A 25,132-nucleotide genomic window follows, 5' to 3' on the forward strand; every position below is an offset into this window, starting at 1 on the left:
GCACCTCAGCCTACCGAAAGCAGCGGCGAGTTAGGAGACATCGTGCAATTCAAGGCATCGACGGACTATGGCATGCGCGCCATCCTGTACCTGGCCGCACAGGGTACCACGTGCTCCTCCAAAGATATCGCGCAGGACATGTCCATACCGCGGGACTATCTCATCCAACTGGCCCAGCTGCTGCGCAACGCGGGCCTCATCGAGGCGCGGCCGGGCAAGCACGGCGGCTACCGGCTGGCCAAGGAGCCGTCCGACATCACCGTGCTGCAGATCATGAAGGCGCTCGAGGAGGATGCGAAGGCCTCCACCCGCGCCAAGCGCTCGTCGCGCAAGGGCGGCGCCATGGTGCAGGGCGTGAAGCAGACCTACCAGCTTATCGAAGAGAGCTTCGACGCTTATCTGGACAGCCTGACCATCGAGATGCTGCTCGAAAGCGTGAAGAACGGCGACAACCGCCGCCTCTTCCTGGCCGAGCGCCTTGAGGACGAGGGCAAGCGCCTCGCCGAGAACGCCTAGCACCTAAGAGACGCGCTCCGCACCTGCCGGCCGTCCGCGCCGCCTGCCAGCGTGCCCCCAGGCTACCCGATGCCCAGCACCTGCATGACCAGCAGCGCCGCCGTGAGCACGGTGACGATGCCCACGGTCAGCCAGATGAGCACGCGCGAAACCAGGCGCGTGCGGTACGCGCCCATAACGCGCTTGTCGGCGGAGATGATGGCCATGAACACCAGCAGCACCGGTAGGATGAGGCCGTTCACGAACTGCGCCGTGAGCATAACGCCCATGAGGTCGATCCCCGGGATGAGCACCACGATGGCCGAGAACGCGATCACGAACGTGAAGATGCTCTTGAACAGCGGCGCCTCCCGCCACTTGAACGACACGCCCGCCTCCCAGCCGAACGCCTCGCAGATAACGAACGACGTGGTGAGCGGCAACACGCACGCAGCCAGAAACGACGCGGCGATGAGCCCGATGGCGAACAGCGCCTCGGCGTAGTGCCCCGCGAACGGCGCCAGCGCGGACGCGGCGTCGGCGGCCGACTCTATCTCGATCCCCTGCGGGAACAGCACGGCGCCCGTGGTCACGATGATGAACCACGCCACGAGGCACGCGGCGATGGTTCCGGCGATCACGTCCACCTTCTGCGAGAAGAAGTCCTTCACGCCCACGCCCTTCTCCACCACGTTGCTCTGGGCGAAGAACATCATCCACGGCGCTATGGTCGTGCCGATCATGGCGATGACGAGCGAGACGAAGCTCGTGTCGTTCACCACATGCGGCACCACGGTGCTGGCCAGCGCGTCGTCCCAGTTGGGCTGCGCCATGAACGCCGCCACGATGTACGTGACGAACACCAGCGACAGCACGAGGAACACCTTCTCCACGCGCTTGTAGCTGCCGCCCACCACCAAGAGCCACACGGCCACGGCCGCCACCGGCACGGCCAGGTACTTCGACACGCCGAACATCTCCATGCCGCTTGCGATGCCCGCGAACTCGGAGAACGTGGTGGCCACGTTGCCCACGAGCAGCGCCAGCATGGCCAGCGCCGTGAGGCGGATGCCGAACCGCTCGCGGATGAGCGCGGCGAAGCCCTTGCCCGTGACGGCGCCCATGCGCGCCGCCGTCATCTGAACCACGATGAGCAGCACGCACATGATGGGTATGACCCAGAGCGTCGCGTAGCCGAACTTCGCCCCAACGGTCGAGTACGTGGAGATGCCGCCGGCATCGTTGCCGGCCATGGCCGTGACCACGCCGGGGCCCAGGGCTGCCAGCAGCAGCCACAGCTTGTTCGGCTTCTTCTCGGCCAGCTCCTCGCCGTCTGCGGCGTCCTGCGCGGTCGCGAGGGCGGCGTCCGCCGCTCCGGTCGTGGGAGCCTTCCCCGCGCGCTCGGCCTTCCGGTCTCGTTTCACCATCATGGCCTTACCTCCCGGTGTAGCCGATGACCTGCAGCAGCACCAGCGTGTACAGCCCCAGGAACAGCAGGGAGGCCAGCACGATGCCCACGACCTTGAGGGCCGTGGCCTTCGTCTTGTCGCCGCTCACGTCCTCCTCGATGGCATCCCAGGCGTCGTCGACGGTGACGATGCCCAGCAGCATGTTGTGCTCGTCCACCACGGGCATGGCGGGCAGCTCGTACTTGAAGATGTCGGCCGCCACGTCCTCCTCCGTCTCGTCGGGCGGCACGGAGATCACGTCCTCGTACATGACGTCGCCCACGGGCTTGGCGTCGTCGGTGAGCACGAGGGTGCGCAGGCTGAGCACGCCCTCGAACTCGTCGTACTCGTCGAGCACGTACACGTAGTGGACGGTGGGGTGGTCCTCGGGAAGCTCGCGCAGCACCTCGATGACCTCGCCGACGGTGTCGGTGGCGTGCACGGACACGAACTGCGTGGTCATCATGCCGCCGGCGGTGCCGTCCTTGTAGCCCAGCAGGCGGCGGATCTCGGTGGCGTCCTCCACGCCCATGAGGCGCAGCAGTGTCTCGGCCTTCTCGTAGGACAGGTCGCGCACGATGTCGGCCGCGTCGTCCGGGTCCATGCTGCCCAAGAGGCCGGCGGCGCGGGCGTCGTCCAGATCCTCGATGAAGTCGGCCTGGTACTCGTCCTCCATCTCGGAGATGGCCTCGGTGGCCTGCGCGTCGTCCAGGTGCTGGAAGACGTTCGCGCGCTGCTGGGGGTCCAGCTGCTCAAGGATGTCGGCCACGTCGGCGGGATGCAGCTCGTCCAGGCGCTTGTGCGTCACGGACAGCTGCACCTCGGACAGGTCGCGGTCGAGCAGGTCCATGTAGTTCCAGGCGATGATCTGCTCGTCGATGCGGCGGCCGAACACCTTCGCCACGGCCACCACGGCGCGTTCGAGCCATGGTGCCAGGCCGCGCAGGATGCCGCGCGCGCCCACCTCGGCGCCCAAAAGGCGCAGCTGCGTGCCCGAGATGGAGAGCTTCAGGTCGTTCACGCGCACGACCTTCATGCCCTGCGTGTCCACGATCTGGCGGTTCAACAGGTCGCGCGCCAGCAGGATCTCCTCGGGCTGCAGGTAGCTGAAGCGGATGTCGTGCGCCGGCACGGACAGCCTGATGCCGTCCTCGTCGAACTCCTCGACGTACTTGCGCCACGAGATCATGAACGGGACCTTGCCCGGCCCCTGGAAGGCCAGGCTGGTGATGCGGGGGAACACCTCGCCGGTGGAGATGGCCAGGTCGGAGATCGTGCCGATCTTCTCGCCGGTCGCATCGACGACGGGCTTTCCCATCATTTGAGAGAGATAGAGCATGTGAATTCCCTTACGTGTTTGCTCGCAGGCAGTCGTCCTTCGACCGCCGATGTAAGGGAATCGAAGGAGGACTACTTACTGTGAGGTTTCGATTTTCGAACCTTCAACAAAGTCCCTTTCGCTCGACCAATAAAAAAACCGCACGTGCTGCTGCCAGTCGTTGCGGAATGAAAGTGCTGAAATGGTGCGCCGTGAGGGATTCGAACCCCCGACGTACTGATTCGTAGTCAGTCCCTCTATCCAGCTGAGGTAACGGCGCACGTCGAAACAGCAAAAGCTATTATGGCGGTAACGACCATCTCTGTCAACGGCTATTTTCAAGAAGTTTGAGAAATATTTCTCGTACCGCGCCGGCCGCCCGGCGTGGGCACGGCGCTGCCCGCATCAGGCGTGCGCGATGCGGGCAGCGGGAATGCAGGGCGTGCCTTGGCTGCCTACCTGGCTTCGGGCCAGTCCTCGATGATCTTGGCGGATTCCTTGTTGCCCACATCGATGACATCGATCTCGTCGGGCGTCTCGATGACTTCCAAGACCTCCTCGTTGCTGGGGAGGACGATCTTTTCCTCGGAGCCGTTTTCCTCGGTCGCTTCGGGCGTCTTCTTGTCGGACATGGTTTTCCCATCTTTCGGACGAACGGTACGCTGCCCCCAATCGTAAGGCGCCGGCGCGGCGAGCAAGCTCGGCAGGGGCATCGTTTACGCGCGCGTAGCGGAATGTTTGGGGGCGTGACAAAGGGACGGGGATAATGTCACACTCTCGGGATACTGCCTTCGAGCACAGCGGGGAGTGTGACATTATCCCCGTCCCTTTGTCACGCTAGCGGGCGTACACGCTCTGCTTGCGCGAGACCAGCCGGTTGACGAACTCGGTGGCGGGGGCGCGCAGGATCTCCTCGGGCGGGGCGAACTGCACGGCGCGGCCGGCTTCCATGACCAGCACCCGGTCGCCCAAATCAAGCGCCTCGTCGATGTCGTGCGTCACGAACAGCACGGTGATGCCCGTCTGTTCATGGATGCGCTTGATCTCGTCCTGCAGGCTTGCGCGCGTGATGGCGTCCACGGCGCTGAACGGCTCGTCGGCCAGCAGGATGTCGGGGCTCGCCGCCAGCGCGCGGGCGATGCCCACGCGCTGCGCCTGGCCGCCCGACAGCTCGGCGGGGTAGCGGTCCATGATGTCGCGCGGCAGCCCGATGATGTCCATCCACTTCTTTACGGCCGCCTCGGTGCGGTCCTCGTCGCCGCTGTTCAGCAGCGTGGGCACGTACGCGATGTTCTGCTCCACGGTGAGATGGGGGAACAGCACGCTGCCCTGGATGGCGTAGCCGATGTTGCGGCGCAGCCCGATGGGGTCGGCGTTCGACGTGGCGCGCCCGTGCACGAGCACTTCGCCCTCGTCGGGCATCACGAGCGCGTTCACCATCTTCAACAGCGTGGTCTTGCCGCAGCCGGAGCTGCCGATGATGGTAACGAACATACCCTCCGCGATGGCGAGGTTCACGTCGTCCACGGCGTTGGCGTCCCCGAACCGCTTGGACACGTGCTCGAACGCCACGGCGGCCGCGCCGCCCTTCTCCCTGCCGTCCATGCTACATCAGCCCCTTCTCGGCCAGGAACGCGTCGGCCACCGCTTTCGGTTCCTGCCCCTGCGTTTCCACGGCATTGTTCATGCGCGCCATGTCGATATCGGTGATGGTGCCTTGCAGCTTCAACAGCTCGTCGCGCAGCTCGGGGTGCCTTTCCAGCGCATCCTGGCGCACCACGTTCCCGCAGAGGTACGAAGGGTAGAAGTGCCGGTCGTCCTCGAGCACCGCAAGGCGCTCGTCGGCCACCTGCCCGTCGGTGGTCGACACCACGATGGCATCCACCTGGCCCTCGAAAAGCGCCTGGTACTTCAAGCTGATGTCCATGTCCCGCGTGGCGCCGAAGGCCATGCCGTAGGCATCTTGCAGACCGGGGTAGCCGTCCTGCCGATCGTAGAAGTCGGGCTCCGCGCCAAGCGTGAGCTCGCTCGCAACCCCGGCCAGGTCCGAATACGTGCGCAGGTCGTAACGTTCGGCCACGTCCTTGCTCACGGCCAGTCCGTACGTGTTGTTGAAGCCGTACATCCCCACCCAGGTGAGGCCAAGCTGTGACTCGTATTCCTGCTGCATCGCGTCGAACATCGACTCGTCGTAGGTGTCATCGTGCTTCAGCACGGCGTTCCATCCCGTTCCCGTGTACTCGGGATAGAGGTCGAAGTCACCCTTCTCCATGCCCGGCTCGATGTTCGACGTGCCGCCGCCCACACCCTGCGTCAGCTCCACGTTGAGGTCGGTGTCGTGCTCGATCAGCGTGTTCAGCATCTCGCCGAGGATGTACTGCTCGGTCATGGGCTTCGTTGCGATGTTCACCACGTTGTCGCCGCCGTCGCGGTTCGCGAACGCGAAGGCTCCGCCCGCGATCAGGACCACGGCCGCGCCAACGGCTGCGACGGTGCCTGCGCGCCGCTGCATGCCCCGCCTCCGCCCTGCGCCCCTCCGCGTTCCCGCCCGCTTCCGGCGCCGTGCGTCCGACGGCTCGAGGTGGCGCCGCGTCGACTTCTCGGCCAGGCCCAGCAGCAGGTCCACCGCGATGGCCAAGAGCGCGATGAGCACGCTGCCCGCCAGCGTCATGGCCATGTTGTTCGTGGTGATGCCGCGGTAGATGGCCACGCCCAGGCCGCCTGCGCCGATGAACGATGCGATGCCGGCCAGCGCGATGGTCATGGTGGCCATGTTGCGGATGCCGCTCATGATGACGGGCGCGGCCAGCGGCAGCTCTATGCGGTAGAGCAGTTGGCGGTCCGTGGAGCCCATGCCGCGCGCCGCCTCGATGATGGCGGGGTCGATGGTGGTGAGGCCGGTGTACGTGTTGCGCACCATGGGAAGCAGCGCGTACACGGTGAGCGCCACGACGGCCGTGAGGTCGCCGATGCCCGTGACGGGGATGAGGAAGCCGAACAGCGCGATGGACGGGATGGTGTACACGAAGTTCACCAGCGCGAGCACGGGTTTCGCCCCGCGCCGCCATGCGGCGATGGCAATGCCCAGCGACAGCCCGATGAGGGCCGCCAGCGCGATGGATATGAACGAGATGCCGATATGCTGGAGGAGCAGGTCGAAAAACCAAGCGCGCTTCTCGACGAGCAGCTGGAACAGGGAGGAGAGCATGGACGCCTCGTTTCCACTGGATGGGCACCGTGTCGTGCCGGCCATTCTAAGCGTTCCGCCCCGGCGCCAGCGCCTGCCCTGCCGTCCGCATACGAACCGTCACTCGCCCGTCACCGCCATACCGTGCGCGCACCCATCGCTTCCAGCCGGATGGCGGCGGGTCCTTTTCGTGCTCCGCTGACCTTCCGCATGAAGATTCCCTCTGTTATTCGCCGGAAAGTGCTGTGAAGGCGCATCCTAAGGCTTTATCATACTAAAGCACGAACGGACGACCATCCGATTTCCCCGCCATTCGCTTCGCATTGCGCCCGGTTTCGCCGGGTCTCGGGCAATGCACGGCGGGAGCGGGGCCGTCCATGACGCAGGGAGGTTTGCATGCAAGAAGAAGAGAAGAAGATCGCTCTCTACGAGAATTTCAAGACCATCAACTCCATCGACCCCGCCTACTACGAGCAGTACGACGTGAAGCGCGGCCTGCGCAATGCGGACGGCACCGGCGTGGTGGCCGGCCTTACGAACATCGCGAACGTGCATGGCTACGTGGTGTCGGACAACGAGAAGATCGCCGACGAGGGCCATCTGCGCTATCGTGGCTACGATGTGTACGACCTTCTGGGCGACCAGTCCGCCGAGCACCGTTTCAACTTCGAGGAGGTCTCGTACCTGCTGCTCATGGGCGAGCTGCCCACGCGCGAGCAGCTCGACCGCTTCATCGAGGTCCTCGACGGCCAGCGCGAGCTGCCGGACGGGTTCACCGCGTCCATGATCATGCGCGACACGCCGCCCGACATCATGAATGTGCTGGCGCGCACCATCCTGCTGCTGTACGCCTACGACCCCGACGCGGAGGACCGTTCGGCGCACCATGAGATCCACACGGCCATCTCGCTCATCTCGCGCCTGCCGCGCATCATGGTGCTCACGTACTACGCCAAGCGCGCCCGCTACAACAACGAGTCCATGATCATGCACCGCTTCATTCCCGGCCAGTCCACGGCCGAGACCATCCTGTCCATGCTGCGCCCCGACCGCCAGTTCACGCTGGAAGAGGCGCGTATGCTCGACGTCATGCTGTGCCTGCATGCCGAGCACGGCGGCGGCAACAACTCCACGTTCACCACGCGCGTGCTGACCTCGGCCGACACCGACCCGTACTCCACGTACGCCGGTGCCATCGGCTCGCTGAAGGGCTGGAAGCACGGCGGCGCGAACCACCAGGTGCTGGCCATGCAGCAGGAGATCAAGGAGCACGTGGCCGACTGGTCCGACGAGGGCCAGGTGGCTGACTACCTGGCGAAGATCGTGCGCAAGGAGGCCTTCGACAAAACGGGCCTCGTGTACGGCATGGGCCACGCGGTGTACACGAAGAGCGACCCGCGCGCCATCATCTGCAAGCAGTTCGCCGAGGGCCTGGCCGTGGGCACGGAGTTCGAGGCCGAGTTCAACCTGCTGAAGTCCATCGAGCGCTTGGCTCCCGAGGTCATCCTGCGCGAGAAGGGCACGGCCAAGGACATGTGCGCGAACATCGACATGTACTCCGGCTTCGTGTACTCTATGATGGGCATCCCCGAGGACCTGTTCACGCCGCTGTTCGCGTGCGCGCGCATGTCCGGTTGGGCCGCGCACCGCTTCGAGGAGATCGTGAGCGGCAAGCGCATCATCCGCCCCGCCTACAAGTCCACCCGCAGCGGCAAGCGCGATTACGTGACCATGGACGAGCGGTAGGCAGGAGGTAGGCAGCCGGGAGCTTTTCGTAGAGGGCAATGCCGAGCCGCAGTAAAAGCGCCCGGAGCCGCTGGCTTCCGGGCGCGTTTCGTTCTGGCGGAGGAAGTAGGATTCGAACCCACGGACGCGTGAACGTCAACAGTTTTCAAGACTGCCGCCTTCAACCACTCGGCCATTCCTCCGCGATAGGGTGATGCGGCGCATGCTGCCCGCAAGCGTCGCACGCTCCGCACGGCGATGTTTCACGTGAAACATTCGTTCGCCGCATGCGCTTTTCGGAAAGAGGTTCCGAAAAGCAAGCAAAGGATACCATATAATAATCCGCATGAACGACGAAGACAACAGAGCCGATGCCCCTCGCCGCGAACCTGCGGCCCCTGCGTCCCGAACGCGCAGGTTGGAGGATGCGCTGGCGCCGAGCGGCTTGACGGCAGGGGAGGCGGCCCGCGTTTCCGCTCATTGGCAGCCGCGCCTTTCCGACGAGGGCTATATGCGCCTGGCTATCGACGAGGCGCGCCGCGCCGAAGAGCTGGGCGAGGTGCCCATCGGGGCCGTGGTGGTGTACGAGCCCATCGATCCCGCAACCCGCCGCCCCCTGGCCGAGCCGCAGGTGATCGCGCGCGCCGGCAACCTGCGCGAGACGACGCAGGACCCGGCGGGACACGCCGAGTTCCTGGCCATGAAGCAGGCGTCGGCCGCCCTCGGCGCGTGGCGGCTTGCCGGCTGCACCGTGTACGTGACGCTGGAGCCGTGCATCATGTGCGCTGGCCTCATGCACCAGGCGCGCGTCGACCGTTGCGTGTACGGCGCACCCGATCCGAAGGCCGGAGCGCTGGGAACGCTGTACCGCATCAACGAGGACGAGCGCCTCAACCACAACTTCACCGCAACGCCCGGCGTGCTCGGCAACGAGTGCGCGGAGATGCTGCGCGCGTTCTTCGCGCGCAGGAGAAGGAAATGAACGGAGCCCGTGATGGCCAAGCCAAATGAAGAGAACCTGATCGCCGCCCAAGAGCCCGACGCTCCCGAAGAGACAGCATCTAGCTGCTCTGACCTGCGCGGGCGGTCTGCCGGTGCAGGTCCGCAGCATCCTGCAGCCGGCGCACGCGCACGCGACCCGCACGCGGTTGACATGCTGGCGGCGGCGCGTGCCGCGCAGAAGGTCGACGAGGCGGCGTTCGGCGGTCCGGGAGCCGTCAAGGTCATCGCGCCTGCCAAGGTGAACCTGTTCCTGGGCATCGGGGATCGGCGCCCCGACGGCTACCACGAGGCCTTGAGCGTCATGCACGCGCTCACCATGCACGACGTGCTGCGCATGCGCCTTGCGCCCGCAGGGTCCGACGGCTCCGGCAGCCTCTCCGTCGCCCTCGACTGCCGCGTGGCCGAGGGGCTTCCCCCGCTTGACGTGCCGCCCGAGGACAACATCGTGAGCAGGGCGATCCGCCGGCTCGCAGAGGCCGTCGGTCGCAACGAGGACGAGCAGGTGTCCGTGCTGCTGGAGAAGCGCATCCCCGCCGAGGCGGGGCTGGGCGGCGGCTCGTCCGACGCCGCGGCCGCGCTCGTGGGCTTGGCGCAGCTGTGGGGGTTGCCCGCCGACGACCCGCGCATCGAGGAGGTTGCGCGCACGCTGGGCGCCGACGTGCCGTTCTTCCTGCACGGGGGATGCGCCGTCCTGGACGGCGCGGGCGACGCGCTCGTGCGCGAGCTTGCGCCCATGGGCTCGCCCGTGGTGCTGGTGAAGCCTGCGGGAGGCGTGTCGACGGCCGCCGCGTACCGGGCGTTCGACGAGCACCCGGTGCCCGTGGACCCGCGCGACCGCGATGCGGCGCTTGCGGCCGCGAGCGCCCAGGACGTGCCCCTCTGCAACAACCTGGCAGCGGCGTCCGAATCGCTGCTGCCCGCCCTGGCCGACGTGCGCGCATGGGCCGAGGTCTGTCCCGAGGTGCGGCAGGCCCTCATGTCGGGCAGCGGGTCGGCCGTGTTCGCGCTTTGCGATACGTTCGAGGCTGCCGGCCGCGCTGCCGCCCAGGCCCGCATGCGCGGCTGGTGGGCCCATGCCACGATGTTCGGCCGTGCTCGCGCTGCCGCCGTCCCCTCCCGTTGAGGGCGGGCGCGGGGAATCGCGTCATCAGACCCGCTTCGCCGGTCCTCGCCGCGTCCCGCCGACGTCGCCGACGCAATATGGCGACGGGGCAAGGACCGCACGCGCGCTAAAGGAGAACTTGCTGGGTTACAGATTCAATCTGTATCGTCCGCTCACGCTGGGAGATGTTAAAATCCCAGTTACGTAATAGCAAAGGAGGGCTTATGAGCATCGCACTGATCGTCATCCTCGTCATAGTCGTTGTTCTGGTCGTTGCGGTTATCGGCCTGTACAACAACCTGGTGAAGCTGCGCAACATGGTGGACAACGCCTGGGCGCAGATCGACGTGCAGCTGCAGCGCCGCCTGGATCTCATCCCGAACCTCGTGGAGACGGTCAAGGGCTACGCCTCGCACGAGCGCGGGACGCTCGAGGAGGTCACGCAGGCGCGCACCGCTGTGATGAACGCGCCCACGCCCGAGGGTAAGATGCAGGCCGACGGCATTCTCACCGGCGCCCTGAAGAACCTGTTCGCCGTAGCCGAGGCGTACCCCGACCTCAAGGCCAATGCGAACTTCCAGCAGCTCCAGGCCGAACTGTCCAACACGGAGGACAAGATCAGCTACATGCGCCAGAGCTACAACGACACGGTCATGAAGTTCAACACGGCCATCCAGACGTTCCCGGCGGTGCTGTTCGCCGGGATGATGGGCTTCAAGCAGCGCGACAGCTTCGATGCCGCTGCCGGGGCGGACGTCGCCCCCAAGGTCCAATTCTAACAGCGATCATCGCGCCCGCCCGAACCAACGAGGCGGGCGTTCCCTTTCTAGTCAAGATTCGTCCGCGTGCCCACGTCGACGGCGCCCACGTCGAACGGCGCGGTTGCGCGGACGGGTACGCCCGAGGGGCCCTGACCCCATGGGGCGCGCTTGTCGGAGACAACAGGTCGGAAGTGGTTGTATGACGCATGATTTCCGCTGCCATCGGATGCTCGGCCTCGATCGGCTCGCGCGGGCGCTCGACACCCGCATGCTTTCGTTCGCAATGACGCTCGTCCTTGTTGCGCTGCTGATCGTGTTCTATACGGTGACGATGGTGAACATGAGCGCCATCTCCGGCCGCATCGATGAGATAAACGCGCATCCCTACCCGGTGACCGTGGCCGCAGGCGAGGTGGAAACCAACCTGGTGCAGCTGCGCACACTGTCGGACCGACTCGTGTACGTGAGGACGCCGGAGGCCGTGGATGCCGTCGAGGACGAGTACGCGAGCATCGACCAGGCGATAGCGGATCCGCTGGCCACCATTGCCAGCCAATGCCGGTCGTCCCCCGAGAAGGCGGCCGCGCTCTCGGCCGACTATGAAACGCTGAAAGCCGAGCAGCGGCAGCTCATCGACGAGTGCCGCGATCCTGCCGCCACCGACGCCGAGGTGCAGCGTCTGGTCAGCGAGCAGGTGGACCCGCTGATCGGGGCGATGCTCGCACGCAATTCCGAGATCATCGGGAGCTCGCACCAATCGTTCGGCGCCCTGTTCGAGCTGGCGGTCAAGGCCTGTGCGGAAACCGCGCTGTATGCCACCGTGCTCATGGCGGGCGTGTTGGCCGTGCTCGCCATCTTCCTGATTACGCTCAAGCGCCGCAACGCCGAGCGCGACCGGCTCCAGAAGAACCTCGAGGCAGCGCTCGAGACGGCTCGCCACGCCAGCCAGGCGAAGTCTCAGTTCCTTGCCAGCGTGTCGCACGACATACGCACGCCGTGCTCGGCCATCGTCGGGCTGACGGAGATCGCCGAGCGCCATGTGGGCGAGACGGACTGGGTTGAGGAGTGCCTGTCGAAGATCACGCTTTCGTCACACCACCTGATAAGCCTGATCAACGATGTTCTGGAGATGAGCAAGATCGAAAGCGGGCGCTTCCTGCTGAATGACGAAACGTTCAGCCTGGAAGAGCTCGTGTCCCTGGTCGACGTTATCGCCCAGCAGCAGGCGCGCACGAAGCAGCTCGCGTTCCGCATGGAGGCGGGCGACGTTTCCGGCGTCTACGTGCGCGGCGATTCACTGCGCTTGCGACAGGTGCTGCTGAACCTAATCGGCAATGCCGTGAAGTACACCGAGCCCGGCGGGGAAGTTCGTCTGCGCGTGCGGTTGGAGCGTGCGGGTTGCGTGTCGCCCGAGCAGGCGCCCTGCGCCGACGAGACCCTGATGCTGGGTGAGTGCCGACGCGGCGTCGACTTCCCCGAAACGCCCTGCGGTGGAGAAGGGGCGTGCGGCTGCGCGCTGTACCGGTTCGAGATCGAGGACAACGGCATAGGCATGACGCCCGAGTTCGTGGGGCGTATCTTCGAGCCCTTCGAGCGGGAGCGCACCAGCGAGACGCGCGGTATCGAGGGAACCGGGCTGGGCATGTCCATCACGAAAAGCATCGTCGACCAGATGGGCGGCACCATCACCGTGAAGAGCGAGCGCCATCATGGCACGACGTTCACGGTCGACCTCCCGCTCTGCCTGGAGAACGCCGATGTCGCCAAACCCCTGCCTGCCGAAGACGCGGCGCCCACGCTGCCAAAGCGCGTGGATTTCTCGGGCGTGCGCGTGCTGGTGGCGGAAGACGATGAGATCAACGCCGAGATAGCCTGCGACATCGTGGGCCGCACGCATGCCGAGGTCGTCTGGGCGCACGATGGCGCCGAGGCGGTAGAGACGGTGCTGCAGGCACCCGACGGCTGGTTCGACCTCGTGTTCATGGACGTGGAGATGCCGAACATGGACGGCTTGGAGGCTTCGCGCACCCTGCGGGACGCCTGCCGTCGCGAGGGGCGGACTCAGCTCGTTATCGTGGCCATGACGGCGAACGCGTACGTGGAGGACCGTCGCCGTGCGTTCGATGCCGGCATGGACGACTATCTGGTGAAGCCTTTCGGCTTCGCCGACGTATGCGACGTGATGGATCTGCGCCTGCCGGCCCGCAGCGAATCGGATGGGCAGCATGAGGCAAACGAGTCGGCGGAGCCCGCCTTGTCTTTGGTATGATGGTGGCAAAGGAACGTTGGCGGGAACGGCGTCGAAGGGAGTGGACCGATGGTAGCAAGGCTTTCGCGTATCGTGCCGCTGCTCATCGTGTTGGCCGTTATCGCGGGCATCGTGTACCTGGTGGCCGCATGGCGCTACTCGCCGAACCGCGGCAAGGAGATACTCATCAAGCTGTTCACGTGGCTGACGGGGATTCTCTTGGTCGCGTTCCTGCTCATAAGCCTGTACGCGCTGCTTGACGGCAATGCCCTCATCCTGGACTTGGGCTTGAGCTTCCTCGTGGCCGCGCTCATCGGCCTGGGCGTTACGCGCATCTGCCGCGCCGTCTTCGTGCGCAATCACCCCGGCTGGAAGCAGAAGCCCGTGCGGACGACGCGCCCGGACGACCATCCGCGGCGCCCGTTCACGCCGCCGTGGAAGCGGTAGGGAATCCGTGCAAAGCTGCCGGAAAAGAAAGCATCCCCGAGCGGGGATGCGGAAAGTGCTTCGGTGGCGGAGAAGCAGGGATTCGAACCCTGGATACCCTTGTGGGGTATACTCACTTAGCAGGCGAGCACCTTCGGCCTCTCGGTCACTTCTCCGCGCTATAATAGGTGCGATTCGCTATGATACCGTGACCATCTCGAACTTGCAAGGAGATTAACCGTGCAAACCACGAGTGATCCTCATAATAACGGGGTGCGCACTGCAATAGCCGCCCTAAACCCCGCTGCAACAGCCGCCCCTGCACGTCCTGTGGGCCCCGCCGTTGCCGACGCCCGGGCCGTGCGCCGTCCTGTTGCGGCGCGTCTCGCACTGCTGGCGGCCGCGCTCGTCCTGGCCGCCGTCGCGCTGCTGGCCGTCGCGCCGGGCGAGGCGTTCGCGAAGTCCTACGACATGACGAAGGTCGACATAACGGCGCAAGCCGAGACGGACGGGTCGCTGCATGCGGTGGAGCAGCGCACGTTTGACTTCAACGGCTACTTCACGGCGGTGTGGTGGACGTTCGAGGGGCTGCCTTCGAACGCGGAGCTGAAGGTGAACTCCATGCGCATGGCGCGCGTGGACGGGGACGGCAACGTGGTGGGCGAGTGGGAGACGCTGCCCAGCGTGCCGTTCGTGCTGGGCTGGCGCGATGCGGGCGGCCCTGGAACGGATGCGTATTCGGTCGATGCGCCGATGAACACGGTGTACGCCTTCTTCGACGTCTCGGATGAGAAGGCGGTCATCGAGCTGGACTACACCGTGGTGAACGGCGTGCAGGCCTACAAGGACGTGGCCGAAGTGAACTGGAAGTACGTGGGCGACCAGTGGGAGGAATCGTCCGCCGACGTCACCATGACGCTGGCGCTGCCGGTGCCGCAGGGCGTGGCGGTGGAGCCCGGCGAGAACGTGCGCGCGTGGGGCCATGGCCCGCTTGACGGGTCGCTGGCCATCAACGCGGACGGCAGCGTCGCGTACACGGTGCCGAAGGTGAACGCCGGCCAGTACGCCGAGGCGCGCGTGGTGTTCCCCGTGACATGGCTTACGAACCTCTCGCCCGATGCGGCGAAGCTCCATGCGGACGAGGCGCGTCTCGACAAGGTGCTGGCCGAGGAGGAGGACTGGGCCGACCAGGCCAACCGCAACCGCATGCAGTCGCTGGCCTTCGTCATCGGCTGCGGTGTTCTGTGTGTGCTGCTCATCGCCTGGGCGCTGTGGTCCTACTTCCGCTACGGCAAGGAGCACGCCCCGAGCTTCACCGACGAGTACTGGCGCGACGTTCCCGATCCGCGCGTGCACCCGGCCGTGATCGGCCGCCTGTGGCGCTGGGATCGCGAGAGCCAGGACGACTTCACGGCTACGCTCATGCACCTGTCGCACAGCGGCGCCATCCGCATCGACCGCGGCACCTATCAGGACCAGAAGTCCTTCGGCCGCACGGAGACGGTGGAGGACTACTACCTCACGCGCGTGCCCGCCGTGGCCGACGCGGTGGAGAACCCCATCGATCGTCAGGCGCTCGACCTCCTGTTCGGCACCATTGCCGCCGGGGGCGACTCGCTGTGGTTCGGCACCATCGAGCAGTACGGCAAGGACCACCCCGAGGAGTTCCTGGATGCCATGAAGAGCTGGCAGGGCATCGTGTCGGCCGAGACGAACCGCTGGGACTTCTTCGAGGTCAAGGGCAAGCGCTACCAGGGGTATCTCGTCACGCTCGCCATTCTGGTGGGAGTGGCTGGTCTGGGTATCGGGCTGGTCATGGACAACTTCATCCCGCTCATCTTCATGCTGCCCACGGCCATTGCGCTGGGCGTGATCGGCAACTACATGCCGCGGCGCAGCGTGGAGGGCAACAACCTGGTGGCGAAGTGCAAGGCGCTGCGCAACTGGCTGCGCGACTTCTCGTCGCTCGATGAGCGCCCGCCCACCGACGTCAAGGTGTGGGGCGAGTTCATGGTGTACGCCTACGTGTTCGGCATTGCGAAGCAGGTCATGCACGAGCTGCAGACAAGCGTGCCCGAGCTGTTCGAGCCCGCGGCCGGCACGGCGTACGGCTACGGTTACGTGCCCTGGTGGTTCTGGTACGCGCCCACCCACGGCGCCGGCGGCGCGGTCATGCCGGCAGCGGGCGATCTGCTGCACACGGCCGTTTCGAACACCGTGAGCACGGCTCAGGCTGCTATCTCGGGCGCGAGCGGCAACTTCTCCAGCGGCGGCGGCTTCGGCGGCGGTTTCTCCGGCGGCGGAGGCGGCGGCTTCGGCGGAGGCGGCGGCGCCCGGTAGCGAGAGGCGCGGGCCGCGGTTGCGGTCGGCGGTCCCATGGGGCGTGAGCGGCGGGCCGCGAGCGCAAGGTGGTGCGCGACACCGCTTGCGACGGGCGCTCTCGCCCGCGCTTCGGCGTGCCGCGAAGAGCCGTTTCGCCGGTTTCCGCGAACCGTATGAGACACCTTCCTGCCTCGGAGCGTGTTAAGGGCAGGAGGTGAAACCGTGAGGAGAAGAAATCAAAGCGCCGACGAGCGCCCCCTTAGGCCGGACGCGTTCATCCGTCAGGCCATGGGCGCCTGGGGCGGCTCGGTCTGGCGGCTTGCCCTGGCGCAGACGGGCTCCAAGGAGGATGCCGAGGACGTCTACCAGGACGTGTTCCTGCGGCTCGCACAGAGCGCGACGGAGTTCTCCAGCCAGGAGCACCTGAAGGCCTGGCTTTTGCGCGTGGCGGTGAACCGGTGCCACGACGTGGCCCGCCTGCGCAGCCGCCGCCCGGCGGTTCCCCTCGACAGCATGCCCTTCGAGCCGTCCGATGCGGGCCCGCTCTCGCCCGACGAGGTGCGCGCCCTCTGGGAGGCGGTGGGGGAGCTGCCCGAGAGCATGCGCGTCGTTATCCATCTGTATTACCAAGAGGGTTATTCCGGAAAAGAGATCGCGGGCCTGCTCGGCCTCGAGCCGTCCACCGTGCGCACGCGTCTGCAGCGGGCACGTGCGCAGCTGAAAATATCCCTGGGAGGTGTCGACTATGACCAAAGCGAACCAGTACAAAGCGATGATGGACCAAGCGGAGCCACCTGCCCATCTGCAGGATGACGTGATCGCGCGCCTTGACGAGCTACGCGGGGAGAAGGCCGCCGGAAGCGAGGGGGCAGCGTGCGGGTCGCAGGCGCTCGCGGCCGGCTCCGGGGGAAAGCGCCGGACGATGCCGAGGGCGGCGAAGGTGCTGGTCGGGGCGCTGGCCGCCGCGGTGATGGCGGGCGCTATTGTCGCTGTGCCCGCGCTGCTGCCCGGGACGCTGGGCGGATGGGGAGGCTCGGGGGCCGGGGCTCCTGCGTCCTCGCTGGCCGACCAGTTCGGCCTGGCGCTCTATGCCGATGCCGACGAGGGCGGTCAGACGGTGAGCATCGCCACGGCGGATGAAGGTATCGTGCCGGTAGGTAGCGAAGGGGGGCCGCGGCCGAGCGCTCTCTCGTACCAGCTGAACCTCGCGTGCGTGGGCGAGGGCATCGAGTCTGTGACCTACGCCATCGACGGTGAGGATGTGTCGTTCGAGCTGATAGAAATGAAAACGCTGGAAGATGGGACGTTCGTGCCGTCGACGTATGCGCCCTCGCAGGAATTCACCCTTGACTACGCCAACCAACAACCTGAGAACCTCCGTCGATCGATCAAGGTCGATCTGCGCACACCGGAAGAGCGCGATTGGCGTGCTCGCCTTGATGACGTCCTCGCGCGTCGGGAAGCAGCGACCGACCCCGCCGAGCTGGAGGCGCTGAACAACGAGGTGATCGAGCTCTCAAACGAACAAAACGATCGTATTAACGGCGAGTTCGATGCACTTCCTCAAGGCGATGATGCGCGCTACGCCGCCATGGACGAGCTCTTCTTCGAAGCATCCTGCGAGGCTGCCCAGAAGATCGGCCGGGCGACGCTTTCGGCCACCGCCACGTTCACCGACGGCACCACCCTCACGCGCCGATACCGCATCGCGCCCGTCGAGAACTTCGAGCAGGTGTTCGCCGACCGTATGGCCGCCAATCGCGAGCAAGGTTGTCCTGACGACGACCCCCGCCTTACCGCTCCGCTGTTCGAGATCACCGAGCTGGCGTAACGTAAGGGTTATAGGACAGAATGTGTGTCCGCAATCATATGCTTTCCCCAGGTAGAGACATATAAATCACGTCGATAAGTTGGCTCGCTCCAACTTTTCACTCGGACAGAATGTGTGTCCACTTTCCTATTGACGCGCCTGTTCGGGCAAGCTTTCTCGAAGAAGAAGTTGTTCGAGGACAGGAAGAGCGAGTGGATAATCCGATCTGCAGCGCATGCGGCTCAACGATGAAGCGTAACGGACACACGAGTTCAGGGGCCACCAGATGGCGATGCAAGGGATGCGGCGCATCCCTGACGCACAGGATCGATAACGCTGCGAAGCGCCTCGCGGAGTTCCTCGACTGGCTCATGGGGAAGGGCGCGCAGGCCGATCTCCCCGGCGAGGGCCGCACGTTCAGGAGGCGCACCTCTGAGTTCTGGAGCATATGGCCCATCGCCCCCTATACCGGTGAGGTCTTCGACGTCGTGTTCCTGGACGGACTTTGGGTCGGACGCGACGCGGTCGTGCTCATGGCGTGCACCAAAGAGCATGTGGTCGCATGGCATCTGGCGCAGAGCGAATGTGCCGAGGCATGGGCGGCCCTCATGATGCGCATGCCCGCGCCCGTCATGGCGGTGACAGACGGCGCCCCCGGGTTCGCCAAGGCAGCCCGTGCGATATGGCCTGCCACGCGCATCCAGAGACGCGTCTTCCATGCCTTCTGCCAGGTTAGGAGGTGCACCACAAGCAGGCCGAAGCTGGATTGCGGAATCGAGCTCTACGGCATCGCCCGCCGCCTCCTCAAGGCCAAGGACGCCGATTCTGCGGCTGCATGGCTTGCCGACTATGCCGGATGGTGCGCGAAGTGGGACCGGTTCTTGCGGGAGTTCACGCTGAAGGACGGTCGCAGGCAATACGTCCACGAGCGCCTGCGAAAGGCGCGCCATGGTCTGAGCAAGCTCGTGCGCTCAGGCGAACTGTTCACCTTCGTGGAGATGGCAGAGGAGCGGGACGGCCTATGGGATTCCACTAACAACATGATCGAAGGCGGGGTGAACGCGCGCCTTCGCGAGATGCTGCGGGTGCATCGAGGACTCTCGACGATAAGGCGCATCAAGGCGATCTTCTGGTGGTGCTACCTGCACACAGAGAAACCCCTGCCTCCAGCTGAGATCCTGCGCGTCATGCCGACAGATGATCAAGTGGACGGATTATTCGCATCGGCCTCCAGCAAGCGCAATCGAAACGACAGAGCACCTGAGGAATACGGTTCGGGAATCGTCTGGAGCGAGTTCCACATGCCCGCTGAGCACCGACAGTGAATAATCGGAGCGGACACACATTCTGTCCTATAACCCTAACGTAATCCAACAAAGCTGCCTTCGCCGACAACGAAAAGAGCCCCGGATTCCAGGGCTCTTCCAAGTTCAAATGGTGCGGGTGAAAGGACTTGAACCTTCATGGGGTTGCCCCCATACGGACCTGAACCGTACGCGTCTGCCAATTCCGCCACACCCGCATCTGCTCTCCGACCTCGGTCGAAAGCAAGAACAGATGATACAGGACTTCATCCGGCTATGCAAGACCGAAATTTGCTCCTGCGGAGAAAAACGGCCGATAGCGAGCAATCGCAGAGCTTTCACGCGTCTCCCGCGCTGCGCTCTCCGGGTACGCGCCGCGGAGGCTCCTTACAGGGCGGTGCCGCGCTTCGGCACGTAGAGGCCGGTCAGATCGACGCCCTCGTGCTCCAGCAGCCAGACCTTGCGTGTGATGCCGCCGGCGTAGCCGGTCAGGCTGCCGTCCGAGCCGACCACGCGATGGCAGGGCAGGATGATGGAGATGGGGTTGCGCCCGTTCGCCGTGCCGACGGCGCGCGCCGAGGTCTTCTTCCCGTCGCACTCGCGTGCGATCTGCGCGGCGAGGTCGGCATAAGTGCGCAGCTCGCCGTAGGGGATGCTGGCCAGCAGCTTCCACACGCGCTGCTGGAACGGGGTGCCGCCTGGTTTGAGGGGCAGCGTCGTTACGGGAAGGGGATCGCCGGCGAAGTAGCGGTCGAGCCAGGCGTGCGCCTGAGCGAACACGGGAAGGTCGTCTTGGCGCTCCAAGTTTCCCGCCACCTTGCCGGCGAAGTATTTCTGCCCCTCTATCCACAGGCCGACGATCGCCTCGCCATCGCTCGCTATGATGAGGTCGCCCAGCTCGGCGTGGGGGTACACGGTCGAGTAAAGCATGAGGTCGCGATTCCCTTCCCTGTGCTAAAGCGCCGTGCCCTTCTCGGGGACGAACAGGCCCTCCATGTCCACGCCTTCGTGCTCCAGCAGCCATATCTTGCGCGCCAGGCCGCCGGCGTAGCCGGTCAAGCTGCCGCCCGAGCCCACCACGCGGTGGCACGGGATGATGATGGAGATGGGGTTGTGCCCCACGGCTCCGCCCACGGCCTGGGAAGACATCTTCTCCTTGCCATCCTCCTGCGCGATCTCCCGTGCCAGGTCGCCGTAGGTGCGCACCTGCCCGTAGGGGATCTCCGCCAGCTTGCGCCACACGCGCTGGCGGAACGAGCTGCCGTTGGGCGCCAGCGGCAGCTCGTCTATCGCGGGCCGCTCGCCGGCGAAGTAGCGGTCGAGCCAGCCTTTCGCCTGGGTGAAAACGGGCAGGTCGTCGGCCGGCTCCATCTCGCCGTCCACCGTGCCGCCGAAGTGCTTCTGTCCGGCCATCCACAGCCCCACGATATTCTGGCCGTCGCTCGCGATCGTGATCTCTCCGAATCCGGGGTGGGTGTAGTTAGTCCGATAAACCATGCGCGTTCCTTCCTATTCGGCCAGCGAGTTCCACAGGCACAGCACCGCGTAGCTGCGCCACGGGCGCCACTGCTCGGCCAGCTCCAGCCGTTCCTTCGGTTCCAGGTGGGGCAGGGCGTGCTTCACGCCGGCATCGGTCTCCATGAAGGCGTCGGGATGATTGAGCACCCTCATGGCCAGGTAGTTCGCCGACCACGGGCCGATGCCCTTCACCGCCAGCAGGCGTTCCATCTGCTCCGCCACCACGGCGCCGGCATCGAAGCGCAGGTCGCCGGCCTCCAGCAGCCGCGCGATCTCGGCGATGGTGCGCGAGCGCGTCTTGATGACGCCCAGCACGCCGAGCGCATCCTCGATGGGTTCGAGCGCGGCGACCTCCGCCGCTGTGGGGAACGCGTGCGTGAGCCCCGGGATGCCGGTGTCCATGGGCTTGCCGTAGCGCTCTACGATGCGCGCCGCCAGCCGGTTCGCGGCCACCACCGTCACCTGCTGGCCGAGGACGGCCCGCACGGCCGTCTCGAAGGGGTCGAAACAGCCGGGCACCCGCGTTCCCAGGACCGCCGCGCCCGGAACCGCGTCATCCAGCGAGGCGATGCCCTCGTGCACCGCCTGTGGGTCGCAGTCGACGTCGAACTGGCGGCGCACGCGGGCGATGACCTGCGACGTCACCGGCAGTAGCGACGCGCTCATCGTGACGGCAAGCGCGCCTCGCCGCTCGTCGTCGGCCACGCGCACCCAGCCGAGCACCTCCTCGTCGCCGTGCTGCATGCGCACGACGCGCGCGTAGGCGTGCTCGTCCACCGCTTCCACGCCTTCCAGCTGGCGGGCGCGGAAGAACGCGAGCAGTTCGGCGAAGCGGTACGGCGGACGGTAGCTCAGCGAGAAGGCCACCCGGTCGCCCGACGGCGTGCGCCGTCGGGCGCTCTTGCGCACGGCGGTGGGGGTGAGCCGATAGCGCTCCTTGAACAGGTCGTTGAAGCGCCGCACGCTCTTGAACCCGGCGGCCGCGGCCACCTGGCTTACCGGAAGGTCCGAGTCGGTGAGCAGGCTCTTCGCCAGAAGGAGGCGGCAGGTTTGCAGGTACTGCACCGGCGTCACCTCGAACTCGCGTTGGAAGGCCCGTCGCAGGTGGCGGTCGGTGTAGCCCAGCCGCTCCGCCATGCGCTCGAGGCTCTCGCCGCTCGTGCAGCCCTCGCGCAGCAGCGAGGCCGCCCGCCGCGCGAGGTTCGCGGACGCGTCGGCGATGGAGTGGCCGGGCGCGAGCTCCGGGCGGCACACGAGGCACGGGCGGTATCCGGCAGCCTCCGCCTCGGCCGCTGTCTCGTAGAACGTGCAGTTCTCGTACTTCGGCATGTGCACGTGGCAGACGGGGCGGCAGTACACGCCCGTGGAGGACACGCCCACGAACGCCTGGCCGTCGAATCGCGCATCTTTCGACGCGAACGCCGCGTACAGCGCCCGCTTGCGCGATTCAGGATGGTTGAGGTCCTGCCGCAGGGTGCTCTCCTGTGCTTCTGCCATGGGGTGCCTCCCTCCTTCCGAGTGATCCGCACTGCGAGAGGCGGTGCAGCTGCCGAGCCGCCTCTAAAGTCGCCGTATCATGCAGCGCCGCGCCGCCAGTTGCGGCACCGAACTGCCTCTCCGACAAGAGTCTAGCGCGAAAGGCTGGAGGGAACTAGCCGTTTTCGGACGTCAAGTTGAAACCTCTGTGGAACAACGCCGCATTCGCGCGTCCGGCGCTGTTTCCTGAAGCCTCGCGTTTGCGGCCCGTTCGCCCGGTTCGTCATCTGACGCCGAAAACGCCTGCTGCTGTCAAAAAAGAGCCGGTTTGGCAATCTGGATGTCGGCCTTGGAAGGTCTTCCCTGCGAGGAGCTGGAGAAAGGCCAGGTCGCGTTCAACACTGCACGAGCTTCGGAGTGGCAGCGGTTGCCAAACCGGCTCTTTTTTGACAGTAGCAGGCGTTTTTGCCGACAGGCAGGGAACTGCGGTCAGGCAGGGAACTGCGGTCCGGAAACAGGTCCAGCTAGACCAGAAGCATGACCGCTGGTTTCGAGGAGTACCGCCGCTCGTCCATTCGGCGCTTCTGGGTGGGGAGCATGCAGCGGAGGGGCGAAATGCGCTATCATGATCGGTGCAGGCGCTCGTGTCGCCTGTCGCTTTCTGGAACGAACCCGCAACGACCGCAGAGAAGGCGCATGGCATGCAACCAGCTCATATTGGATCGGTACCGACCCATCGGGGAGTCGCGCTCGGGCGGCTTCGGCACGGTGCGCGTTGCGTGGGACACGCGCATTCAGCGTAAGGTGGCCATCAAGTGCATTGAGCTCGACGAAGTGGATGCCGCGCGCGCGGCGCTGCCGGGTGCCGATGCGGTGCGGCGGCAGCCCTCTGCCCCCGCTCCCGCTCCCGAGCCCGTTGACGCTCGCAGCTATTCCGAACAGGCGGGCACCGGCGCGATGCCGCGCTTCGACGAGGTCGACTGGGACGACGCGCCTTCGTGGGACGAAGCCGAAGACCTGCTCCCTTGGGAAACGCCCGGCGATCTGCCGCCACGGGAAGAGGCCGGTGCCGCCGCTCCGGTGCGCAATCCCGACGACGTTCCGCCCTGGGAGGACCTGCCCGCCGCCCCGCCGCCGCCCCCCGACTTCGAGAGCCCCTTCCGCAAGCGGGACGAGGCCGCCGCAGCCGCCGCCACGCGCCGCCCCTCTCTCGCCGGGAGCCATGGCTCGCCGGCCGCCCCGGCCTATCGCGACCCCGCCGCCGACCTGGACGACGACCTGCCGCCGGTGCGCTCGCTCGCGCGCATCCCCGGCTTGGACGAGGCGCGCACGGCCGCCATGCTCACGGACCCGAACATCGTCACGGTGTACGATTTCGAGGTGCAGGGCCAGACGGCCTACCTCATTATGGAGTACATCGAGGGCATCACCCTCACGGAGCTGCTGCGCGACTATGCGGACTACCTCACGCTCGACATGGCGGCCGCCGTGTTCGGCTCCGTCGCGCACGCGTTGGAGGTGGCCCACGAGAACCAGGTGCTCCACCTGGACATCAAGCCGGACAACGTGCTCGTCAATCGCCAGGGGCAGGTGAAGGTGACGGACTTCGGCCTGGCCACGCTCGCGGATGCGGGCGGGTTCGGCGCGGCAGGCGGCGGCACTATCGGCTACATGCCGCTCGAGCAGATGCGCGGCATGAGCTTGGACGCGCGCTGCGACGAATGGGCGCTCGCCGCCGTCACCTACGAGATGCTGGCCGGCGAGAACCCGTTCCTCGCGCCCGACCTGGCCCGCGCGGAGTCCGCCATCGAGGATGCGGAGCTCGTGCTGCCCTCGCTGTGCTGGGACGAGCTCGACCCAGCCGCCGACGACGTGGTGTTCTACGCGCTCGACCCCGACCGCGAGCAGCGCTACGACAACGTGACCGACTTCGCCGAGGAGATGGAGAAGTTCCTGGGCGACCCCCGGACAGGCCATCGCGAGCTGGCCGTCATCGTGGGCGATGCGCAGGGCGACAACGACGGGGAAGAGGAAGAGGAAGCCCCGCGCCCGCCCCGTGCCCCGCGCGTGCCGCTGCGCGAGCGCATCACGCGACGGCAGGCGGCCGTGGCGGCGCGCGTCGTGGGCGCGGCGGGCAGCGGAGCCGTGGCCTTCGTGGCGCTGGCGAACCTGCCGCAGGTAGGCGGCCTGGACGGCATCTTCGGCCTGGCGGGGCCGGCTGCGCTGCTGTTCTGGGGGCTGTTCGCGCTCATTGCGCTGGCCGGCGCGCTCAAACCTCACCTGGGTGCGCTGTTGGCCTACTTCTCGCTGGCCGCGGCGCTCATCGCGCAGGGCGCGCCGGCCGCCGGCGTGGTGCTGCTGGCAGCGACGGCGGTGTGGTGGTACTTCGCCGGCCGGCTGGGCAACGCGCCGGCGAATGCCACGTTCGCCGTGCCCCTCGCCGGCGCCGTGGGCGGCAACCAGCTGGCCCCCGTGGCGGCGGGGTTCTTCCTGCCGCCCGCCCGCGCGCTCGGCACCACGGCGTTCGCGCTGCTCGTGGCCGCGCTGCTGGCATCGTTCGGTTCCGGCAACCTGCTGGGTTGGGACGCGCTCGCCCGCTGGGACTTCGCCGGAATCGACGTACAGGCGAACCTGGGCGCGCTGCTCTTGCAGCCCGCTACCTGGTGCGTGGCCGTCAGCTGGCTGGCTGCCGCTGCGGTTCTCTCCGCTTGTCGGCGCCGTCCGTCGCGCATCCTCGAGGTGCTCGGCATCGTGCTGGCCGCAGCCGCGCTCGTGGCCGGCATCTGCGCCGCGGCCTGGCTCGCCTCGGGCCAGCACACCTGGATGCCCTCGGCCGCGGCCATCGCGTCCACGGCCGTGGCCGTCGCCGGCCTCGCCATCGCCAGCTACCTGGAGCCGCCCGCGCCCGAGCTGTGGGAAGAAGGGGAGGAAGCCGAGCCGAGCGAAGGCTGACCGGCATTTCCTTCCAAATACCTCGTGCGTTCGCGTTC

20 protein-coding genes and 4 tRNA genes are annotated in these 25,132 nt (G+C 66.4%); 12 read left to right on the plus strand and 12 right to left on the minus strand.

Annotated features, from left to right (window positions below; genetic code table 11):
- The first annotated feature begins 42 nt into the window (after nucleotides 1-42).
- The gene (locus tag C1877_RS00290; RefSeq protein ID WP_041239157.1) at nucleotides 43-516 is read left to right on the plus strand and encodes an RrF2 family transcriptional regulator; all 474 of its coding nucleotides are present in this window, start codon (nucleotides 43-45) and stop codon (nucleotides 514-516) included.
- A gap of 62 nt (nucleotides 517-578) precedes the next feature.
- Here C1877_RS00290 and C1877_RS00295 read toward each other — a convergent pair whose 3' ends face one another.
- The 6 genes from C1877_RS00295 to C1877_RS00315 form a co-directional block, all read right to left on the minus strand.
- Nucleotides 579-1,925 carry an Nramp family divalent metal transporter gene (locus C1877_RS00295; protein WP_015539232.1) on the minus strand — a complete coding sequence of 449 codons (1,347 nt, stop codon included), beginning with the start codon at nucleotides 1,923-1,925 and terminating at the stop codon, nucleotides 579-581.
- A 4-nt stretch (nucleotides 1,926-1,929) separates the two neighbouring features.
- The gene (locus C1877_RS00300; RefSeq protein WP_041239156.1) at nucleotides 1,930-3,282 is read right to left on the minus strand and encodes a magnesium transporter; all 1,353 of its coding nucleotides are present in this window, start codon (nucleotides 3,280-3,282) and stop codon (nucleotides 1,930-1,932) included.
- A gap of 182 nt (nucleotides 3,283-3,464) precedes the next feature.
- Nucleotides 3,465-3,541 (minus strand) — tRNA-Arg (locus tag C1877_RS00305).
- A gap of 175 nt (nucleotides 3,542-3,716) precedes the next feature.
- Complete coding sequence (locus tag C1877_RS15215) at nucleotides 3,717-3,893, minus strand: hypothetical protein (protein WP_156790940.1); 177 nt, start codon at nucleotides 3,891-3,893, stop codon at nucleotides 3,717-3,719.
- A 205-nt stretch (nucleotides 3,894-4,098) separates the two neighbouring features.
- Nucleotides 4,099-4,866 (minus strand): ATP-binding cassette domain-containing protein, encoded by a 768-nt coding sequence (locus tag C1877_RS00310; protein ID WP_015539229.1) that lies wholly within the window; start codon nucleotides 4,864-4,866, stop codon nucleotides 4,099-4,101.
- Between the two features lies 1 nt (nucleotide 4,867).
- Nucleotides 4,868-6,469 carry an ABC transporter permease/substrate-binding protein gene (locus C1877_RS00315; RefSeq protein WP_114568069.1) on the minus strand — a complete coding sequence of 534 codons (1,602 nt, stop codon included), beginning with the start codon at nucleotides 6,467-6,469 and terminating at the stop codon, nucleotides 4,868-4,870.
- A 375-nt stretch (nucleotides 6,470-6,844) separates the two neighbouring features.
- Here C1877_RS00315 and C1877_RS00320 point away from each other — a divergent pair, with 375 nt between their 5' ends.
- Nucleotides 6,845-8,194, plus strand: a complete 1,350-nt coding sequence (locus C1877_RS00320; protein WP_015539227.1) for a citrate/2-methylcitrate synthase — start codon at nucleotides 6,845-6,847, stop codon at nucleotides 8,192-8,194.
- 94 nt (nucleotides 8,195-8,288) lie between these two features.
- On the opposite strand, the gene C1877_RS00325 is transcribed toward C1877_RS00320, so the two are convergent.
- Nucleotides 8,289-8,376, minus strand: a tRNA-Ser gene (locus C1877_RS00325).
- A gap of 215 nt (nucleotides 8,377-8,591) precedes the next feature.
- Between C1877_RS00325 and C1877_RS00330 the strand changes: the two genes are divergently transcribed.
- The 5 genes from C1877_RS00330 to C1877_RS00350 all read left to right on the plus strand — a co-directional run bounded on the left by C1877_RS00330 (nucleotide 8,592) and on the right by C1877_RS00350 (nucleotide 13,733).
- Nucleotides 8,592-9,155 carry a nucleoside deaminase gene (locus C1877_RS00330; RefSeq protein ID WP_244909756.1) on the plus strand — a complete coding sequence of 188 codons (564 nt, stop codon included), beginning with the start codon at nucleotides 8,592-8,594 and terminating at the stop codon, nucleotides 9,153-9,155.
- Between the two features lie 12 nt (nucleotides 9,156-9,167).
- Entirely contained in the window at nucleotides 9,168-10,298 is a 1,131-nt protein-coding gene (gene ispE / locus C1877_RS00335) for a 4-(cytidine 5'-diphospho)-2-C-methyl-D-erythritol kinase (RefSeq protein WP_227154811.1), read from the plus strand.
- A 203-nt stretch (nucleotides 10,299-10,501) separates the two neighbouring features.
- Entirely contained in the window at nucleotides 10,502-11,056 is a 555-nt protein-coding gene (locus C1877_RS00340) for a LemA family protein (RefSeq protein WP_015539226.1), read from the plus strand.
- Between the two features lie 181 nt (nucleotides 11,057-11,237).
- A complete protein-coding gene (locus tag C1877_RS00345) occupies nucleotides 11,238-13,307 on the plus strand; it encodes an ATP-binding protein (protein WP_049784027.1) in 2,070 nt (689 codons plus the stop codon).
- Between the two features lie 48 nt (nucleotides 13,308-13,355).
- Nucleotides 13,356-13,733 carry a hypothetical protein gene (locus C1877_RS00350; RefSeq protein ID WP_015539224.1) on the plus strand — a complete coding sequence of 126 codons (378 nt, stop codon included), beginning with the start codon at nucleotides 13,356-13,358 and terminating at the stop codon, nucleotides 13,731-13,733.
- Between the two features lie 64 nt (nucleotides 13,734-13,797).
- Here the strand turns inward: C1877_RS00350 and C1877_RS00355 are convergent.
- Nucleotides 13,798-13,888 (minus strand) — tRNA-Ser (locus C1877_RS00355).
- 64 nt (nucleotides 13,889-13,952) lie between these two features.
- Here C1877_RS00355 and C1877_RS00360 point away from each other — a divergent pair.
- The 4 genes from C1877_RS00360 (at nucleotide 13,953) to C1877_RS00375 (ending at nucleotide 19,169) form a co-directional block, all read left to right on the plus strand.
- The gene (locus C1877_RS00360; RefSeq protein ID WP_244909757.1) at nucleotides 13,953-16,052 is read left to right on the plus strand and encodes a DUF2207 domain-containing protein; all 2,100 of its coding nucleotides are present in this window, start codon (nucleotides 13,953-13,955) and stop codon (nucleotides 16,050-16,052) included.
- A gap of 204 nt (nucleotides 16,053-16,256) precedes the next feature.
- On the plus strand, nucleotides 16,257-16,847 hold the full coding sequence (locus C1877_RS00365) for an RNA polymerase sigma factor (protein WP_227154814.1): 591 nt from the start codon (nucleotides 16,257-16,259) through the stop codon (nucleotides 16,845-16,847).
- Nucleotides 16,780-17,865, plus strand: a complete 1,086-nt coding sequence (locus C1877_RS00370) for a hypothetical protein (RefSeq protein WP_147274483.1) — start codon at nucleotides 16,780-16,782, stop codon at nucleotides 17,863-17,865. The genes C1877_RS00365 and C1877_RS00370 overlap by 68 nt, the downstream gene beginning before the upstream one ends.
- 191 nt (nucleotides 17,866-18,056) lie before the next feature.
- Complete coding sequence (locus C1877_RS00375; protein ID WP_114568072.1) at nucleotides 18,057-19,169, plus strand: IS1249 family transposase; 1,113 nt, start codon at nucleotides 18,057-18,059, stop codon at nucleotides 19,167-19,169.
- A 110-nt stretch (nucleotides 19,170-19,279) separates the two neighbouring features.
- Here C1877_RS00375 and C1877_RS00380 read toward each other — a convergent pair.
- The 4 genes from C1877_RS00380 to C1877_RS00395 form a co-directional block, all read right to left on the minus strand.
- A tRNA-Leu gene (locus C1877_RS00380) sits at nucleotides 19,280-19,366 on the minus strand.
- Between the two features lie 169 nt (nucleotides 19,367-19,535).
- Complete coding sequence (locus C1877_RS00385; RefSeq protein WP_015539223.1) at nucleotides 19,536-20,078, minus strand: methylated-DNA--[protein]-cysteine S-methyltransferase; 543 nt, start codon at nucleotides 20,076-20,078, stop codon at nucleotides 19,536-19,538.
- Nucleotides 20,079-20,102: 24 nt separating this feature from the next.
- Nucleotides 20,103-20,645: a methylated-DNA--[protein]-cysteine S-methyltransferase gene (locus C1877_RS00390; RefSeq protein ID WP_015539222.1), complete on the minus strand. Its 543-nt coding sequence runs from the start codon at nucleotides 20,643-20,645 to the stop codon at nucleotides 20,103-20,105.
- A 12-nt stretch (nucleotides 20,646-20,657) separates the two neighbouring features.
- Nucleotides 20,658-22,163, minus strand: a complete 1,506-nt coding sequence (locus C1877_RS00395) for an AlkA N-terminal domain-containing protein (RefSeq protein ID WP_015539221.1) — start codon at nucleotides 22,161-22,163, stop codon at nucleotides 20,658-20,660.
- 675 nt (nucleotides 22,164-22,838) lie between these two features.
- Between C1877_RS00395 and C1877_RS00400 the strand changes: the two genes are divergently transcribed.
- Nucleotides 22,839-25,094: a serine/threonine-protein kinase gene (locus tag C1877_RS00400; protein ID WP_244909758.1), complete on the plus strand. Its 2,256-nt coding sequence runs from the start codon at nucleotides 22,839-22,841 to the stop codon at nucleotides 25,092-25,094.
- Nucleotides 25,095-25,132 lie beyond the last annotated feature (38 nt).

Source organism: Gordonibacter pamelaeae, from assembly GCF_003340385.1.
GTDB lineage: Bacteria > Actinomycetota > Coriobacteriia > Coriobacteriales > Eggerthellaceae > Gordonibacter > Gordonibacter pamelaeae.

Excerpts from the sequence above, each read along its gene's own strand:
- C1877_RS00295 (WP_015539232.1), bottom strand. The coding sequence starts at position 1,925 with ATGATGGTGAAACGAGACCGGAAGGCCGAGCGCGCGGGGAAGGCTCCC.
- C1877_RS00300 (WP_041239156.1), bottom strand. The coding sequence starts at position 3,282 with ATGCTCTATCTCTCTCAAATGATGGGAAAGCCCGTCGTCGATGCGACC.
- C1877_RS15215 (WP_156790940.1), bottom strand. The coding sequence starts at position 3,893 with ATGTCCGACAAGAAGACGCCCGAAGCGACCGAGGAAAACGGCTCCGAG.
- C1877_RS00310 (WP_015539229.1), bottom strand. The coding sequence starts at position 4,866 with ATGGACGGCAGGGAGAAGGGCGGCGCGGCCGCCGTGGCGTTCGAGCAC.
- C1877_RS00315 (WP_114568069.1), bottom strand. The coding sequence starts at position 6,469 with ATGCTCTCCTCCCTGTTCCAGCTGCTCGTCGAGAAGCGCGCTTGGTTT.
- C1877_RS00320 (WP_015539227.1), top strand. The coding sequence starts at position 6,845 with ATGCAAGAAGAAGAGAAGAAGATCGCTCTCTACGAGAATTTCAAGACC.
- ispE (WP_227154811.1), top strand. The coding sequence starts at position 9,168 with ATGGCCAAGCCAAATGAAGAGAACCTGATCGCCGCCCAAGAGCCCGAC.
- C1877_RS00340 (WP_015539226.1), top strand. The coding sequence starts at position 10,502 with ATGAGCATCGCACTGATCGTCATCCTCGTCATAGTCGTTGTTCTGGTC.
- C1877_RS00345 (WP_049784027.1), top strand. The coding sequence starts at position 11,238 with ATGACGCATGATTTCCGCTGCCATCGGATGCTCGGCCTCGATCGGCTC.
- C1877_RS00350 (WP_015539224.1), top strand. The coding sequence starts at position 13,356 with ATGGTAGCAAGGCTTTCGCGTATCGTGCCGCTGCTCATCGTGTTGGCC.
- C1877_RS00370 (WP_147274483.1), top strand. The coding sequence starts at position 16,780 with ATGACCAAAGCGAACCAGTACAAAGCGATGATGGACCAAGCGGAGCCA.
- C1877_RS00385 (WP_015539223.1), bottom strand. The coding sequence starts at position 20,078 with ATGCTTTACTCGACCGTGTACCCCCACGCCGAGCTGGGCGACCTCATC.
- C1877_RS00390 (WP_015539222.1), bottom strand. The coding sequence starts at position 20,645 with ATGGTTTATCGGACTAACTACACCCACCCCGGATTCGGAGAGATCACG.
- C1877_RS00395 (WP_015539221.1), bottom strand. The coding sequence starts at position 22,163 with ATGGCAGAAGCACAGGAGAGCACCCTGCGGCAGGACCTCAACCATCCT.
- C1877_RS00400 (WP_244909758.1), top strand. The coding sequence starts at position 22,839 with ATGGCATGCAACCAGCTCATATTGGATCGGTACCGACCCATCGGGGAG.